At 59.5% G+C, this 17134-nt stretch carries 13 protein-coding genes; 10 read left to right on the top strand and 3 right to left on the bottom strand.

What is annotated here, in order from left to right:
* Window positions 1-357: 357 nt before the first annotated feature.
* The 3 genes from JJD74_RS08425 to JJD74_RS08415 all read left to right on the top strand — a co-directional run bounded on the left by JJD74_RS08425 (window position 358) and on the right by JJD74_RS08415 (window position 4092).
* Window positions 358-1284 carry a LysR family transcriptional regulator gene (locus JJD74_RS08425; RefSeq protein WP_042561886.1) on the top strand — a complete coding sequence of 309 codons (927 nt, stop codon included), beginning with the start codon at window positions 358-360 and terminating at the stop codon, window positions 1282-1284.
* Between the two features lie 105 nt (window positions 1285-1389).
* Complete coding sequence (locus tag JJD74_RS08420; protein WP_047304334.1) at window positions 1390-2016, top strand: glutathione S-transferase family protein; 627 nt, start codon at window positions 1390-1392, stop codon at window positions 2014-2016.
* A 45-nt stretch (window positions 2017-2061) separates the two neighbouring features.
* Entirely contained in the window at window positions 2062-4092 is a 2031-nt protein-coding gene (locus JJD74_RS08415; RefSeq protein WP_200612895.1) for a pyridoxamine 5'-phosphate oxidase family protein, read from the top strand.
* Window positions 4093-4108: 16 nt separating this feature from the next.
* On the opposite strand, the gene JJD74_RS08410 is transcribed toward JJD74_RS08415, so the two are convergent.
* Window positions 4109-5473 (bottom strand): glycosyltransferase family 4 protein, encoded by a 1365-nt coding sequence (locus JJD74_RS08410; RefSeq protein ID WP_200612892.1) that lies wholly within the window; start codon window positions 5471-5473, stop codon window positions 4109-4111.
* 527 nt (window positions 5474-6000) lie between these two features.
* Between JJD74_RS08410 and JJD74_RS08405 the strand changes: the two genes are divergently transcribed.
* The 6 genes from JJD74_RS08405 (at window position 6001) to JJD74_RS08380 (ending at window position 14291) form a co-directional block, all read left to right on the top strand.
* Window positions 6001-7554, top strand: a complete 1554-nt coding sequence (locus tag JJD74_RS08405) for a glycosyltransferase (protein WP_234451687.1) — start codon at window positions 6001-6003, stop codon at window positions 7552-7554.
* Window positions 7548-8849 (top strand): glycosyltransferase, encoded by a 1302-nt coding sequence (locus tag JJD74_RS08400; RefSeq protein ID WP_200612886.1) that lies wholly within the window; start codon window positions 7548-7550, stop codon window positions 8847-8849. Before JJD74_RS08405 ends, JJD74_RS08400 begins: the two co-directional genes overlap by 7 nt.
* The gene (locus JJD74_RS08395) at window positions 8846-10000 is read left to right on the top strand and encodes an acyltransferase family protein (RefSeq protein ID WP_200612883.1); all 1155 of its coding nucleotides are present in this window, start codon (window positions 8846-8848) and stop codon (window positions 9998-10000) included. The genes JJD74_RS08400 and JJD74_RS08395 overlap by 4 nt, the downstream gene beginning before the upstream one ends.
* Window positions 9994-10827, top strand: coding sequence for a class I SAM-dependent methyltransferase (locus tag JJD74_RS08390; protein ID WP_115146686.1), 834 nt, complete (start codon window positions 9994-9996; stop codon window positions 10825-10827). Before JJD74_RS08395 ends, JJD74_RS08390 begins: the two co-directional genes overlap by 7 nt.
* A 163-nt stretch (window positions 10828-10990) precedes the next feature.
* Complete coding sequence (locus JJD74_RS08385) at window positions 10991-12178, top strand: DUF3142 domain-containing protein (protein WP_200612880.1); 1188 nt, start codon at window positions 10991-10993, stop codon at window positions 12176-12178.
* Window positions 12165-14291 carry a hypothetical protein gene (locus tag JJD74_RS08380; protein ID WP_200612876.1) on the top strand — a complete coding sequence of 709 codons (2127 nt, stop codon included), beginning with the start codon at window positions 12165-12167 and terminating at the stop codon, window positions 14289-14291. Before JJD74_RS08385 ends, JJD74_RS08380 begins: the two co-directional genes overlap by 14 nt.
* Here JJD74_RS08380 and JJD74_RS08375 read toward each other — a convergent pair.
* Entirely contained in the window at window positions 14288-14917 is a 630-nt protein-coding gene (locus JJD74_RS08375) for a LysE family translocator (protein WP_047304308.1), read from the bottom strand. The genes JJD74_RS08380 and JJD74_RS08375 overlap by 4 nt on opposite strands.
* Before the next feature lie 144 nt (window positions 14918-15061).
* Between JJD74_RS08375 and JJD74_RS08370 the strand changes: the two genes are divergently transcribed.
* The gene (locus JJD74_RS08370; protein WP_042561872.1) at window positions 15062-15535 is read left to right on the top strand and encodes an Lrp/AsnC family transcriptional regulator; all 474 of its coding nucleotides are present in this window, start codon (window positions 15062-15064) and stop codon (window positions 15533-15535) included.
* A gap of 126 nt (window positions 15536-15661) precedes the next feature.
* On the opposite strand, the gene lpdA is transcribed toward JJD74_RS08370, so the two are convergent.
* Window positions 15662-17062: a dihydrolipoyl dehydrogenase gene (gene lpdA, locus JJD74_RS08365; protein ID WP_200612873.1), complete on the bottom strand. Its 1401-nt coding sequence runs from the start codon at window positions 17060-17062 to the stop codon at window positions 15662-15664.
* Window positions 17063-17134: the final 72 nt, after the last annotated feature.

Below are 17134 nucleotides of genomic sequence, written 5' to 3'. Positions count from 1 at the left end.
GCCCGGCCATTGCCTGATCGGGTGGTGGCCGGGTATTCAACTGTTTTATCAGGCGATCCCTTTGGCCGCACCCGCGTGCCATTGAGCAGGCAATTGCCCGCAATCCTCGAAAGCTGTATCAGATGCCATGACAACAGGCGCTTGCGACTCTAGTAAATTGATCATTGTGATCAATTCGCTTTACGCCCAATGTACCCAGACGGCAATGCTGATGCTTGGCTCCGCGCGTGACTGGCTGTCAGGGCTGCATCAAGCCCGGTGCGACAGTTTTAATTCTCAAGACGTTTGCGCTTAATAGGCTTCTTAGGATGCTGCGGGAGTTTTGCGATCTTTTGCTTTTGAATCGAGGTCTTCGCCATGGATCGCTTTCAGGAAATGCAGGTCTTCGCCGCCGTCGCTCAAGACCAGGGCTTCTCCGCCGCCGCGCGGCGCCTCGGTTTGTCGGCTGCGAGCGTCACCCGCGCCGTTGCTGCATTGGAGCAACGAATCGGCACGCAATTGCTGATCCGTACCACGCGCAGCGTGCACCTTAGCGAAGCGGGTCAGCGGTACCTGGAGGACTGTCGGAGAATTCTCGCCGAGGTGCAGGAAGCCGAGGATTCGGCCGCAGGCAGTCACGCCCAGCCTCGTGGGCAACTGACGGTGACAGCGCCGGTGCTGTTCGGTGAGTTGTTTGTCACACCGGTGATGACCGGGTATCTCACGCAGTATCCGGACGTTTCGATCAACGCGTTGTTGGTGGATCGGGTGGTGAGCATGGTCGAGGAGGGGGTCGATGTGGCGGTGCGCATCGGTGAGCTGCCGGACAGTAATCAGCATGCGATTCGGGTGGGTGAGGTCAGGCGCGTGGTCTGTGGTTCGCCGCAATATCTGGCCGAGCACGGTCGACCGCAGCATCCACAAGCGTTGAATGGCTTGCCCGTCGTCGCTACTACGGCCACCGGCCAGATGCGCAACTGGCCATTTCTTGAGGGGGGCGAATCGCTGATCGTGCGTCCGGAGCCGCGGCTGGTGGTCACCGCCAATCAGGCGGCGATCAGAGCGGCGTGCCTCGGTCTCGGGCTGACGCGGGTGCTTTCCTATCAGGTGGCGAACAAAGTGGCGGCAGGTGAGCTGGAAATCGTCCTTGCCGACTTCGAACTGCCGCCGCTGCCCATTCATGTGGTGTATCAGGGCGGGCGCAAAGCGCCGACGCGGGTGCGCAGCTTTGTTGATTTCACGGTGAACGCTCTGCGTGAGCATCCATCGCTGAAAAACGCCGCGTTATTGCATGAGATGAAATGATCGATTGCGAATACTGGTGATTCTGTTGCTTTGCAGATAGGTGGAAGATGGCTCCCATCAGCGCTGCTAACCCTTGGGCGGTGCGATCATCCAGTGGAGTCGACCATGCAACCGATCAAGTTTTACAACTTCCCGCGTTCCGGCCACGCCCATCGGGTGGAACTGATGCTGTCGCTGCTGCAATTGCCGACCGAGACCATTCTGGTCGATCTGGCGAAGGGCGAGCACAAGCAGCCTGCATATCTGGCAATCAACAGTTTCGGTCAGGTCCCGGCCATTGATGACAACGGCGTGGTGCTGGCTGATTCCAATGCGATTCTGGTGTATCTGGCGCAAAAGTACGGCAACGGTCGGTGGTTGCCGAGCGATCCGGTCGGTGCGGCACGGGTGCAGCGCTGGTTGTCGGTCGCGGCCGGGCCGATTGCATTTGGCCCGGCGGCAGCGCGGCTGATCACGGTGTTCGGGGCCAAACTGAACGCTGAAGAACTGATCACTCGCGCACACAACCTGCTCACGGTCATGGACACTGAGCTGGGGAAAACCGCGTATCTGGCAGGTGATGAGCCGACCATCGCCGACATTTCGGCGTATAGCTATATCGCCCACGCCCCGGAGGGCAATGTCTCGCTGGACGACTACGGCAATGTCCGCGCCTGGCTGGCCCGGGTCGAAGCGCTGCCCGGTTTCGTCGGCATGCCGCGCACCGTCGCCGGTCTGCAAACCGCAGTCTGATTCCCGCAATCCACGCTGCGCCGAGGGCGCAGGGGAGAGGTCGTGATGGAACGTTCACCGTGGCACGCTGGCGAGCAACAGTTACAGGCCCATGTAGGCGTTGCCGAACGCATGGAGGCTTTCGGGCGTAAGGTGATTCGCACCTGGATGCCCGACCAGCACCGTGAGTTCTATCAGCAACTTCCCTTCATGCTGTACGGCGCGGTCGATGCCCAGGGTCGTCCGTGGGCCAGCGTGCTCGAAGGCGCGCCGGGGTTTGCCCATTCGCCTGATGCCGAGCATCTGCGTTTCAGCACGTTGCCCGCCGGCGATGATCCGGCGCAATTGCGTAACGGCGAGCCCATCGGTTTGCTCGGGATTGAACTGCATACGCGGCGGCGCAATCGCCTCAACGGCCATGTCGGCGATCTAGGCGATAACGGTTTCGATGTGAGTGTCGATCAAGCCTTCGGCAACTGTCCGCAATACATTCAACTGCGCCAGTTTCAGCGCGTGCCACTGAGTGATCCGCAGACGCGCCCACCTCAGCATCTCGACACCCTTGATGACGCAGCCAAAGCGCTGATCGAAGGCGCCGATACGTTCTTTGTCGCCAGTTATGTCGATGTCGATGGTCAGCGTGCGGTGGACGTTTCCCATCGTGGCGGCCAGCCCGGGTTCGTTCGGGTGGAAGGCAATTGTCTGACCATCCCGGATTTTGCCGGCAATCTGCACTTCAACACCCTCGGCAATCTACTGCTCAACCCCCAGGCTGGCTTGCTGTTCATCGACTTTTCCACAGGCGAACTGCTGCAACTCAGCGGGCGTACCGAAATCATCCTGGAAGGGCCGCAGATCGAGGCGTTTCAAGGCGCCGAACGGTTTTGGACATTCGAGGTGGAGAAACTGGTTCGCCGGCCAGCAGCGCTGGCCTTGCGCTGGCGCTTCGACGGCATGTCGCCCACCAGTCTGTTGACTGGAAACTGGGCGCAAGCCGATACGCGTTTGCAGGCGCAAGCGTTGGGCAACCAATGGCGACCGCTGCGGGTGGCGAAGATCGAACGGGAAAGCCACAGCATCCGCTCGATTTATCTGGAGCCAGACGATGGCGCCGGTTTGCCGGTGTTTCTCGCGGGCCAGCATTTGCCTGTGAGATTTACCCTCGACGGCGAGGTACACATCCGCACGTATAGCCTGTCGAGTGCGCCATCGGATGGTTTCTATCGGATCAGTGTGAAGCGCGAAGGACGCGTGTCGACCCATCTGCACGAGCAGATCCAGGTGGGTGATGTAGTGGAGGCGCGAGCGCCTCAGGGGCATTTCACCGTGGCGCCGCTGGAGCGACGGCCATTGGTGTTGTTAGCCGCGGGGGTTGGAATCACGCCACTGCTATCGATGCTGCGCGAGGTGGTTTATCAAGGCCTGCGCACGCGCCGGATTCGTCCAACATGGTTGCTGCAGAGTTCACGCAGCCTGGCCGATCAACCTTTTCGAAGGGAGCTGGATCGCTTGCTGGAAAGCGCTGGCGACGCGGTGCGGGTCCTGCGGTTGCTCAGTCAGCCGGAAGCGGACGCGCACGAGGGCGAGGATTTCGACCTGCGCGGGCGGATCGACGGCGCGGTATTGAGGGATCTGTTGGAGGTCGAGGACTACGATCAAATTGATTTTGTGGTCTGTGGGCCCGGCGGTTTTACCCAAGGGCTTTACAACGGCTTGCGTGAGCTGGATGTGCGCGATGCGCAGATTCACGCCGAAACGTTCGGCCCTTCGACGCTCAAGCGTCGCGCCGATCCGGATGCGATTGTCATTGAACAACCGCCCGCAGCCACCACATCCGTGCCGGTGGTGTTCGAGCGTTCGGCAAAGGAAGCGCGCTGGCAGCCGGACGGCAGCAGTTTGCTGGAGCTGGCGGAAAGTCGCGGATTGCGCCCCGAGTTCAGTTGCCGCGGCGGTTCGTGCGGCACCTGCAAGACACGGCTGGTCAGCGGCGCAGTCAATTATCCACAGCCCCCGGCCGAAGTGCCGGAGGCGGGGCATGTGTTGATTTGTTGTGCGGTGCCGGCGCAGAGCGATCAGCCGCTGGTGCTGGATTTGTAATCCTGGGCCGCCGGGGTCAGAAGTAAACCTTGCGTTTGGGCAATGCCGCTGAAGCCTCAAGTACGTTACGCAATGTATGTGCAGCCAGTTGCGTACTGGCTTCTCGCCAACTGAGCCATCGCCACTCCTTCACGTCCCGCACAGCTGGAAACTGCCCGGTCTGTTCTAAAGTGTTGATCAGATCGGTCAGGGTTTGCGGCTGGTTCAAGTCGAAATAGGCCATGAACTCGCCGCCGATTTCCCGAAAGATCGGTATATCGCTGCCCATCGCAGGCAAACCACGCTGCATGGCTTCAACCAGCGGTAGGCCGAAGCCTTCGACATAAGACGGAAAAACCAGCGCTTTCGCATGGGTGTAGGCGTGTTCGAGGCTGGTGTCGCTGAGGTCGTTGAACATGAACAGGCGCCGATTGAACTCGGGATGATTGCGTACGCGAGACAGCAACGCGTCCCGTTTCCAGCCGATGTGCCCGGCGATGCACAGGCGGGCCTGGGAACCGGCGGCCCATGCCAGATCGAAGGCATCGAGCAGGTAGTCATGATTCTTGCGCGGCTCGATGGTGCTGACCATCAAAAATACCGGATCCGGGGTTGAAAACAGCCGCTTCAGATGCGGATCGATGACTTCATTGGCCGCTCTCAGATCCAGTTCGGAACCGAGGTGGAAATAATCGAACCAGAGCTTGTTCAACTGCGGCTCGTCGAGGCGACGCTGTAATTCCGCATGGACCTGGTCGCAAACCGTTGCCGATATCGATAAGTACCCATCGGCCATTCGGGTGATCCAGTCGAACCAATTGCTGTATGTCTCCACCAATCGCGTGTCATAAAAGTGCGGGTGGGTGAGGGGTATCAGGTCGTAGATCACGGAAACGATCCCCATACCTTCGCGTTTGAGACGTTCGGCGTGGGGGAAGAAATCCGGATTCCAGGATGAGTCGAGCAGAACCAAATGGTCGCCGGGTTGCTGCGCCAACGGTTGGCAACGCTTGGGTAACTGGTATTGATTGATCCGTTCGACCATGCGCAGAGGTATGCTGAAGGCGACCAGCGTCGATAGTCGGTAAGTCACGTACAGTGCCCGTCGCGCCAGTTTCGATCTGCAGCGGCGATCGTGGCGTTGATACCACTGCCAGAAATGGTGGGCCAGGCGTTCGAGGCGCCCACCTAGTTCGACCACACGATTGGACAGCGGCGAACTCAATGGCGCCAGGTGCAGTACCCGGTAGAGTTGGCCTTTGAGAATCACCACCGGCATGCACTCGACACCGCTGACTTCAGGCGGCAGTTGATTGATGACGTTGCGCACCACTCGCTGGATGCCCGAATTGATCTTGGGGTGCTGGAAAACGTGGGTGCACTCAACCAGCAGCCGAGTCATTGTGGGACCTGCGGCGAAAGAGGGTGCGCAGCGCCCGAGCACAGCAGGTGTTGGCGCAACGCCTGTGTATTGAGTGGCGTTATGAATAGACGCTTTTCCAAACCGCGACCCCTTGGTCTTGAACTTGCGCCATGTCCTACAAGCTTGATAGGAAAGACTGTCAGACAAGGGGAAGACCTTGACGGAACAGGGACGCAGCGCTTGTTGTATTTATTTTGCCGACCAATCTGTGCCAATTGCGGAGCAATTTCAACAGGTCTTACCGTGACCGGTCAGTTCTGCTCAGCGTAGCCTGATTTTTCTCGCCGGGTGGTTCACGAATCCTCCACCGATGTGTTTAGAATGCCCTTCGGCATGATTGGCCAAGGTTTGGCGAGACGGTTTTTGGCCCCTGCGAAAACGACTACTAAAACAAGAACGAGATGGGCGCAACGACGATGGAAGAGGGCGCAGTGATGCGCGCTGGTTTCGTGGTTCGCCTGTCATGAATTGAAGCTGCCGGGATGGCAGTTTCAGTGGGGGATGCCATGAATTTCATTCTTTATTCGGACGTTAACGACACCTCCATCAGCGAAAGTCTCGGGCGCGCGGAATACAGCTACTACTTTGTGCTCAAGGCTTATCGGCCGATATTCGAAAGCCTGGGGCGGGTGCATGTGGTGTCTGCTACCGCCGAGGTCGATCCGCTTTATCGGCAGTTGCTCGCCGCTGGTGAAGACGCGCTGTTCCTGTCGTTCACCCCGCCACAAAAGACTTCCACCGAGTTCGAATGCCCGACGATCTGCGTGTTGGCCTGGGAGTTCGACTCGATTCCGGACGAGCAATGGGACAACGACGCCCGCCACGACTGGACTCGCATGCTCGCGCGCCATGGTCGGGTAATAACGCTGTCAACCCACACAGCCCGGGCCATTCGGCGGGCGATGGGTGATGATTTTCCGGTGTTGGTATTGCCGGCACCTTTGTGGGAACAGTTCGCGGCCATTCGAGACCTGCACGTGAGTGCGCCAGTCAATGCTGGCACCCGCCTGGCGATCAAGGGCTGCATCTTCGACACGCGAACGCTGGGGTTGTCGCCCGACGATTTACTGCCTAAACCGCTGACGCCGGAGCAGGAAGCCGAAATTGAAGCATTGCGTCCTCCGCCCCTGACCCTGATGCGACGATGGGTCATTGCCCGGCATTTTCTGCGGCTGTGGGTGCTGAATGCGGGGCGTGAGGAAGGCGTGCTGCGTGTGCAGTTTTTGCACCGCTGGTATTGGGAAGGTATCCGCGACCTGTTCCCCGACGCTGCACATGACTGGCTCGCCGAGCGGTTGCCGGCCATTGCGGGCCCACAGGCTGCAGCGCAACCACCGCAGCAAGTTCTGCCAGACACTCACACGTTGGTCGAAACCACCATTGATGGCGTGGTTTACGTCAGCGTGTTCAATCCTCGGGACGGGCGCAAAAACTGGCATCAGTTGGTCACCGCATTCTGCTGGGCGTTTCGCGAAACGCCCGATGCTACGCTGGTCCTGAAAATCACTCAGAACGATCTTGCGGTTTACTACGGCGAGTTGATGACGCTGCTTGCCCAACTTTCACCATTCGCCTGTCGAGTTGTGGTGTTGCACGGTTATCTCGACGATACGCAGTACGCCAGCCTCTACAAGTCCGCCAGCTTCTACGTCAATGCTTCGCGTTGTGAGGGCTTATGCCTGCCATTGATGGAATTCATGTCCAGTGGCAAACCTGTTATCGCACCGGATCACACAGCAATGGAAGACTATATCGACGCGTCGGTCGCGTTCGTGGTCAAGTCCAGCGAGGAACTCACAATCTGGCCTCAGGACAGCCGCATCATCTATCGCACCTTGCGTCATCGACCGGATTGGGGCTCGCTGAAAAGCGCTTACGAAAATAGCTATTACATGGCCAAGACACGGCCGCAGGATTACCAACGCATGTCCTTGGCCGCTATCGCGCGCATGCAGCAATACTGCGCATTCGCTCCAGTGCAAAATCGCCTGGCAGAATTTTTTGCGTTTGCACCCAAAGCGACGGATCCCGCTCCAGTGACGGATAACGCCTCATGCTGATCATCATTCATTCGGAAACCAACCAGCACACCATCAAGCAGAATCTCGGCCGTTCGGAGTACAGCTACTACTTTGTGCTCAAGGAGTACCGGCCAGTACTTGAGCGCCTTGGGCGAGTGATTGAAGTCAGCGATCCGCAGCGTGATGTCGACGCGTTGTACCTGGATTGTCTGAGCCGAGGTGAGCCCTGCATCTTTCTATCTTTCTCACCGCCCCATCGCACCCTGGTACACCTGGCGTGCCCGACGCTGTCGGTGTTCGCTTGGGAATTCAGCACCATCCCCAACGAACCGTTCGACGGTGAGCCACGTAATGACTGGCGTGCGGTGCTGCAAGCCTGCGGGGCGGCGATTACTCATTCCAGCTACACAGTCAATGCGGTGCGAGAAGCGATGGGTGCCGACTTCCCGATCATAGCGGTGCCCGCTCCGGTGTGGGATCGTTTCGCTGCGCGTGGGGCGCAGTTGCAGGACACGGCAACATCCGCGCCGGTGACGCTGAAGATCAAGGGCATTGTCGTCGACAGCCGCAAACTTGACCTGAACGAGTTCGGGCCCGTGCATCTGCGTAGTGGAGAGGGCTTCGATTTTGCGACGCCGGTAACGGAGCAGACGTTGCTGCTCGATGGAGTGGTCTATACCTCAGTCTTCAACCCAGGCGATGGACGCAAGAACTGGGAGGACATGCTCAGCGCATTCTGTGTCAGCTTCCGCGACGTCAAAGACGCAACTCTGGTCCTCAAACTCACTCATCACGATGCTGAAGAAGCGCTGGCAGACATCCTTCATCACCTCTACAAGAACCAGCCCTATGATTGCCGCATTGTGCTGATTTACGGCTACCTAGCAGACCCGGACTATGAGCGTCTGGTGCAAGCGACTCACTATGTGGTCAACACCTCTTATGGCGAAGGCCAATGCCTGCCGCTCATGGAGTTCATGTCCTGTGGCAAGCCGGCTGTGGCACCGCGAACCACGGCAATGATTGACTATCTGAACGCCGATAATGCTTTTCTCATCGAGTCCACTGATGAGCTTACAGCTTGGCCGCACGACCCGCGCAAGGCGTTTCGCACGTTGCGCTACATCACCAACTGGGCGTCTTTGTGCGCAGCCTACCGGGCCAGTTACTCGGTAGCGAAGAATGCTCCGCAGCGCTATGCGCAAATGTCGGCGCAGTCCGTCAGCAGCTTGAGCGGGTTCTGCAGTCAGGCCGTAGCTGAGCAACGTCTGCGGGTATTCCTCGAGCAACTGTTGCAGCGTGACCGCGCGACTGTGGAATTTACCCAGGCATGACCGGTAAACGGATCATTGACATCGAAGTCTTACGCGCCATCGCTGTTTTGGGGGTGCTGTTCCATCACTTGCAAGGCAGTCTGTTTGTCGACTCGATGCCATTGCTGGAGAAAATTCACGGTTGGGCGCAGCCGTGGTGGGGCGTTGATCTGTTCTTCGCCATCTCGGGTTTTGTCATCGCCCGCAGTCTGATCCCGACAATGCGCGGGTGCACCACTCGCCAGCAATACTGGGAGCATACGCGCAACTTCTGGCTGCGCCGCGCCTTTCGGCTGCTGCCGTCAGCCTGGTTGTGGTTGGCACTGATGCTTTTGTGTTGCGTGTTGATCAATCGCTCCGGGGCGTTTGGCAGCGTCGACGCCAACTTCCAGGCAACGCTTGCGGGCGTGTTGCAGTACGCCAATTTTCGCTTTGCCGACAGCTTCTTTCGCTACGAGTACGGCAGCAGTTTCGTTTATTGGAGCCTGTCGCTGGAAGAGCAGTTCTACCTGTTGTTTCCGCTGCTGATAGTGGTCTGCCGCAAATATCTGGTTTGGGCGTTGCTGGCACTGGTTGCCGCGCAGATTTTCACCTTGCGCACACCGTTATTGATGGTGGTGCGGACCGATGCGCTGGCCCTTGGTGTATTGCTGGCGATGTGGAGTGCACAGCCGAGCTATCAACACTGGGAGCCAACGTTTCTGCGCAGACCCTGGTTCGGGTTGTCGACCCTGATCGTGATCGCTCTGTTGTTGAGCTTCTTGGCCACTGACCGTTTTACCTTGGCCAGTTACCGCATCGGGTCGATCGCGGTCCTTAGTGCATTGCTGGTGTGGATAGCGTCTTACAATCGTGATTACCTCATGCCTGTTGCAGGCTTGCGCAGGATACTGGCATGGGTTGGCAGCCGATCCTACGGCATCTATCTGATCCACATTCCCGCCTATCAATTGGTGCGCGAACTTGTTTTCCGTTTGGACAGTGCCGGTTGGCCGAGCCCGTCCGGACATCCGACAGTCATGATTTTTATCGCGATCTTCCTGATCGTGCTGCTCAGCGAACTCAATTACCGCCTGATCGAAATACCTATGCGCAATCGCGGTGCCGCCCTGGTGGCGCGCCTCGGCACGTCCCGATCCACCGTCTCATCCTCTGGAGCCACCTCATGCTGAGCTTTTTGAGAAAACTCACAGCGGCGACCCCCGCCCCGGTTGCTGCGCCCGTCGCGGCGGTCACGCCGGTCGCCGAGAAGGTCGATCCGTTCATGCTCGGTCTGCACGATGCCCAGCTCAGTGGCTGGTTCAACGAGGAGACGGGAGAGCTCTATAAAGGCTTCCCGGTGTCGGCGGATGACATCGTGATCGATGTCGGATGCGGTGACGGCGGCAACATGCAGTTTTGTGGCAGGCGTGGGGCGCGGCTCATTGTCGCCGACATTGACGGCGACAAGATCGAACAGGCCCGCCAGCGTTTGAGCGAGACCCCGGCGCGCAGTGTCGAGTGCCACGTCACCGACGGCAATCCACTGCCGATTGCCGATGGCACCGCCACCCGCGTGGTCTCCACCGAAGTCCTCGAGCATGTCGACGATCCGGCGCAGTTCCTCGCCGAACTGGTGCGCGTCGGCCAGTCGGGGGCGTTGTATCTGTTGAGCGTGCCGCACCCGAGCTCCGAAGACCTGCAAAAAGACATTGCTGCACCGGCGTATTACGAGAAGCCCAATCACATTCGCATCATCAGCGAAGAACAGTTCAAGACCATGGTCAGTGATGCCGGTCTTGAGGTCATCAGCCACAGTCAGTACGGCTTTTACTGGTCGATGTGGATGCTGCTGTTCTGGGAGGCGAAGGTCGACCTGAGCAACCCCGATCACCCGTTGCTCAATCACTGGGCCAATACCTGGCAAGCCTTGCTCTCGTCACCCCGCGGCGCACAGATCAAAGATGCGCTGGAAACGGTGGTGGCGAAGAGTCAGGTGATCATTGCCCGCAAGCCTTGAGCCGCTTACCTCAAGGTCGTCGCTCGATCTCACTGTAGGCGCTGCGATCTTTTGATCTGATTTCCAAAAATCATCATCAAAAGATCGCAGCTTCGTTTCACTCGACAGCTCCTACAGGATGTTGTGTACCCTGCATTTTTCGTCGGCAGGGATTAGCGACTTCATGCGGTTTGGTTATTCGATTCTGATCACGTTGCTGTTACTTGTGGGGTGCGATCAGCAGACCGCACCGCCACTCGACCAGCAACTCTACGTCTGGCAACGCCAATGGACGCCAGCCCATGAGGCGGCGTTGCGCGACAGCCGAAGTGATTTTTCCACCCTGCGCGTGTTGGCGTTGCAGGCCTTCCCCCATGAAGGATGGAGCCGGGCGCGCATCGATGCGCCGCTGCTGAAAAACGATGGTCGTCCGTTGATCGCGGTGATCCGCCTCGACGGCCAACTCCAGGCGCTGGATCAGCAACAGGTCACGGCGCAGATTCTTCAGGTCGTTGCAGATTGGCAGGCGCAAGGTCTGACCCTGAGCGGCGTGGAGATCGACCACGACGCTGGCAATGCGCGGCTGCCGGCCTACGCACAATTCCTCACTCGTCTGCGCTCCGCGTTGCCGCCGACGTTGCCGCTGAGCATCACCGCGCTGCCGGCGTGGCTCGACAGTTCGCAGCTGCCCGCGCTGCTGGCCACGGTCGACAGCAGCGTGCTGCAAGTGCATGCGGTCAGCGATCCGCGGCGAGGCTTGTTTGACCCTGATCAAGCGTTGAAGTGGGCCAAGGCTTGGGCGCGGCTCACCGACAAACCGTTCTACCTGGCGCTACCGGCCTATGGCGTGGCGCTGTTGCCGGATGTCGGCGGCGCACCGGTTGTGGAAAGCGAGGTACAGCTTGAACGTGGCGGAGAGCGCCGAGAATTGCTGGCCGATCCGCTGCAACTGAACCGACTGGGTAAAACGCTGCGTGACGATCCGCCAAAACATCTGACCGGGCTGATCTGGTTTCGCCTGCCGCTGGTCAACGACCGTCGCGCCTGGAGTTTGACCACGCTGCGCGCCGTAGCGCGGGGCGATACGCTGCACAGCCAACTCGACGTGACGTTCAGCGAGCAGAGCGGCCTCTACGACATCAAGCTCAACAATACCGGCAACCTCGACAGCGCCTGGCCCGCACAGATCACCCTGAAGGCCCGGGATTGCGAAGGCGCTGACGCGCTCGCCGGTTACTCGTTGCAACAAAGCCCGGATCTGCTTACCTTCACCCGCCTTCGCGACGGCCGATTGCCAGCGAACGGGCAGCGCGCCATTGGTTGGGCGCGTTGCGCAAATATTGATCAAGGAGGTTCGCATGTTGACCCGTAACTGGCCCCGCCATCTGCTCTGCCTGAGCCTCAGCCTGCCGCTGGGTTCGGCGCTGGCCTGCGGCCCGGACTTCCCCAATCGTCTACTCGACGATCGCGGACAGACCCTGGCCGATCTGCCTGCGGGCAACTTCAAATTCGAGATCAGTCGTCTCGGCAAGAGCATCGCCGGGCTGAAGAACGTAACCGCTGCCACGCACGATCCCGATGATATGTACGGCGAGGAAGAAGCATCGGCCAAAGTGCGTGAGCAAGCCGAACAAGTCGGTTTGAGCAACGAGCAGGCAGCGCTGGTCATGCTACTGCGTGGCCTGACCGATGCGCGTCAGGTTGAAGAGCAGGGCGCCAGTCTGCCGGCTGAAATCCGTCTGTATGTGGCGGGCGCGGTAGCGTTTGCCACGGGCGAACATCAACTGGCGGTCGAGTATTTCAATAAGCTGCTGGCGCTGCCGGCCGCCCAGCGTCCGTTGCGCAGCACTTGGGCCGCCTATTCCTTGGGGCGCACCTGGTTTGCCGTGAGCCGCGAGACCGACGCCATCGAGGCGCTGGAGCAATCGCGCGATGCCTTCCGCCAGACTCGCCAAATGAGTATCGATGGCTTCAGTGATCCACTGGAACTGGGCGTAGCGAGTCTCGGTGAAGAGGCTAGGGTATTGCGCACCGTCGGCGACTGGGGCGGCGCCATCGAACTCTATGAGGCGCAAAACCTGCACGGTTCGGCCGTCGGTTACACATCGTTGAAGCAACTGATGAGCGCGCTGGCCGAGATGCCCGAGGCTGATCTGGCGAAACTGCTGGAAAGCAAAACGGTACAGCAACTGGTCACGGCGTCTTTGATCAGCCGTGTGAGCTGGTCGTATGGCGAGGCGCCGCCGAATGAGAAAAAACTCACCAAACTGTTGCAGAACAGCACTCGCGGCAGCCTTGAAAACGCCGATCGACTGGCGGCGATGAATTATCAACAAGGCGATTACGCCAGTGCCAAGGCCTTTCTCGAAAACGCCGGCGATGGCGGACTTGCCTGGTGGTTGCGGGCGAAACTGGCGGTGCGCGAGGGTGATAAAAATGCCGCCGCCGCGGCTTACGCCAAAGCCGCGCAGGCCTTCCCGCAGAGCGAAGATTGGGGTTATCAGCTCACAACGAATTCGGCGTTTGAAACGGTCAAACCAAAATGCCGGGTCGAGGGTGAAAGTGCGATTCTGGCGTTGCAACGCGGTGAATATTTGCAAGCCTTTGTGCAGTTGTATCGCAGTAACAGCATCTACTGGTTCGATGCAGCGACAGTCGCTGAGCGCGTACTGACGGTCGAGGAGCTCAAGCAGTATGTCGATGACAATGTCCCTGCTCCGGCAGAGCAGGAGGGGCAAGAGCGCGACGAACAACTGCAAATGGCCGAGAACCTGCGCTATCTACTCGCTCGACGTTTGCTGCGCGAAGGGCATTACGCTGAGGCGGTCGACTATTTCGATAGCAGCAGTATGAAAGACCAAGCGAAGCACTACGGCGAACAGCGTCTGGCGGCAGACAATGCATGGTGGCCGACGAAACGTGCCACGGCGCTGTTCAATGCCGCTGTGGCAGCTCGTGAAACCGGCTTCCAGATTCTCGGTTATGAAATGGCCCCGGACTATGTCTCGTTTGGCGGCTTCTACTACATCGGCAACAAAGAGTTGCAAGTAGGGCCGCTGGTCAGCGAAGACGAAGTGCAGCGCCAGACGGCCAGCGAAGCGCTGACGAAGCAGCGTTTTCACTACCGCTCCGTCGCGACCGAGTTGGCCAATCGTGCTGCCGACAACCTACCGCACACCAGTCAGGCGTTTGCCGCCGTACTGTGCAAGGCCGCCGGTTTCAATAGCAGCATGGAAGAGCAAAAGGCGCTGTATCAGCGCTACGTCAAGGAAGGTCCGTACGTGTCCTGGGCGGAGAATTTCGGCCGTCAGTGTGAGAAACCGGACTTCGCAAACGCTGACAAGCGCTACGTCACTCAAGTCACCGATGCTGTTCGCACAAACCTGCGGCCGTACAAATGGCCGGTACAGATCGCTGCGATCCTGCTGGTGATTGGCACGTCGTTGCTGGTGTTCAGCCGCCGGCGCAAGGCACGTAAAAGCTAAGCCTGCTGGATGAACGTCAGGCGCAGCGCAAAGCCGATCAACAGGCTGCCGAACAGCCATTGTTGAACCCGTTGGGCCGTTGGACTGTGTTGCAGCCAACGGCCCAGCGCCGCGCCGGTCAAGGCGTAGGCGCTGTCGAACAGCAAGCCGACGCCGACCAGCAGCATGCCGAGCATGGCGAACTGGGTCAGCACGGGCGCACCGTCGGCGACGATGAATTGTGGCAATAGCACCGAGCAGAACAGCAGCGCCTTGGGATTGAGCAAATTGGTCAGCAAGCCGCGCCGGACCGCTTCACGCCATTGGCCCTGAGTCTGGGCAACATCCCCGCCATTCAGGTTCGGCACCAGCGTGCTGCGCAGGCATTGAATGCCGATCCACAGCAGATACGCCGCCCCGGCCAGCCGTACCACTTCGAACGTCCACGGCGCAGCCTTGAACAACGCCGCCAGCCCCAGCGCCGCCAACGCGACATGACAACCCCTGGCAATCCCAAGGCCGATGGCGGTGGCCAGCGCCGCACCGCGACCCTGACGGGCGCCGGTTTGCAGCAACAGGATCATGTCCGGCCCAGGCAAAAGAAAAACCACAGCCAATGCCAGGAAAAACAGCCAGAGACTCGCCATGCCACACCCCTTTCGTTGTCGATTTGGTGAGGTCAGTCTAGGGCCGAAGGGCGGGGCAGGTGCTTGCGTAGTCCGCTTCAAAATCCATCGTGATTGGCATAACCTGCTTCTTTTTTCTGCTGAAACAATCAGGATCTGCCAACCATGAAACTCGACGCTTTTGATCGCAAGATTCTCGCCGCACTGCAGCGGGACGGACGCCTGAGCAATGTCGAGCTGGCGGACGAGATCGGCCTGTCGGCGTCGCCGTGCTTGCGGCGCGTGCGAATGCTGGAGGAGGCCGGGGTGATTCGTGGGTACCAGGCCAATCTGGATCGCGATGAAGTGGGGCTGGGATTGACGGTGTTTGTCGGGGTCAAGGTCGAGCGGCACAACGATGAACAGGCTGAAGCCTTTTACAAAGCGGTCACTGCATTGCCGGAGGTGATTTCAGCGTTTCTGGTATCGGGGGAGTCGGATTTCTTGCTGCAAGTGGTGGTGCCAGACCTTCGTGCGTACGACCGTTTTCTCAGCGGTTACCTGCTCAAACTGCCGGGGGTAAGTGATATCCGCAGCAACTTTGCGATTCATACGGTGAAGACCCCGGGAGCGTTGCCGTTGGGGCATCTGCCTTCCTAGACCGAGTTGACCCGATCGCGAGCAGGCTCGCTCCCACAGAGGATTTCCGTCGAACACGAATTATGTGAACACCCCAGAACCCTGTGGGAGCGAGCCTGCTCGCGAAAGCGGTAGTCCAGACGACACCTACATCTGCGTCGCCATCCCCTCGACATTCATCGCCGCCTGGCGCAATGCCTCGGAGCGCGTCGGATGCGGATGGCACGTCAGGGCAATGTCCTCGGCCGAAGCGCTGAACTCCATCGCCACACAAAACTCGCCAATCATCTCACTCACGTTCGGCCCGACCAGATGCACGCCAAGCACTTCGTCCGTGCGCTCATCGGCGAGGACTTTGGCAAACCCTTCGGTCTCGTGATTGATCTTCGCCCGACTGTTGGCGGTGAACGGAAACTTGCCGACCTTGTAGGCGCGTCCCTCGGCCTTGAGCTGCTCTTCGGTCTTGCCAACGCTGGCCAGCTCCGGCTTGGTGTAGATCACGTTGGGGATCAAATCGTAATTGACCTCGCCCGCTTTGCCGTGGATCTGCTCGACGCAGGCCATGGCTTCGTCTTCAGCCTTGTGCGCGAGCATCGGCCCGGACGTCACGTCGCCGATCACCCAGACCCCGGCGGCTTCGGTGCGATGCTGCTGGTTGGCGAGCATGCCGCGCTTGTCGGTGCTCAACCCGACGTTTTCCAGGCCCAGGCCTTGGGTGTATGGGCGGCGGCCGATGGCAACCAGCACGTAATCGGCCTCCAGCAATTCGGCGCTGCCGCCCGCCGCAGGCTCGACGCTGAGCTGCACGCCGCTGGCCGAGGTGGTGGCGCTGGTCACTTTCGAACTCAATTTGAAGGCAATGCCTTGCTTGCTCAGCGAGCGTTGCAGGGTTTTGCCGGCCTCGCCATCGACACCGGGGCAGATGCGGTCGAGGAATTCGACCACAGTGACCTGCGCGCCGAGTCGCCGCCACACCGATCCGAGTTCGAGGCCGATCACGCCAGCACCAATCACTACCAGATGTTTGGGCACTTCGTTCAGCGACAACGCGCCGGTGGAGTCGAGGATGCGCTGATTGTCGATCTCGACACCGGGCAGGGGAGTGGGCTCGGAACCGGTGGCGATGATGATGTCCTTGGCGGTCAGTTCGGTCTTGCTGCCCTGATCGTCGGTCACGGTGACCCTGCCCGGGCCGTCGATGTGGCCCCAGCCCTTGATCCAGTCGACCTTGTTCTTGCGAAACAGGAACTCGATGCCCTTGGTCAGGCCGGTCACGCTCTCGTCTTTCTGCTTCATCATCTGCGCGAGATTCAGGGTCGGTTTGACCTCGATTCCGAGGTTGGCGAACTCCGCGCCCATGGCTGCCTCGTACAGTTCCGAAGCATGCAGCAAGGCTTTCGAGGGCATGCAACCGACGTTCAGGCAGGTGCCACCGAGGGTTGCCCGGCCTTCGACACAGGCAGCCTTGAGGCCCAACTGACCGGCGCGGATTGCCGCGTTATAGCCACCGGGGCCGCCGCCCAGAATCACCACGTCATAGTTGCTCATGCGCTTGCTCCTGATGGATGGATGCAGATCGTTAAAAGTAGTCATCGCACAAAATTACGAACGTAATATGTG

Source organism: Pseudomonas sp. MF6776 (genome assembly GCF_016613125.1).
Classification (GTDB): Bacteria; Pseudomonadota; Gammaproteobacteria; order Pseudomonadales; family Pseudomonadaceae; genus Aquipseudomonas; species Aquipseudomonas iridis.
This window is presented reverse-complemented; position numbering and strand designations above follow the sequence as displayed.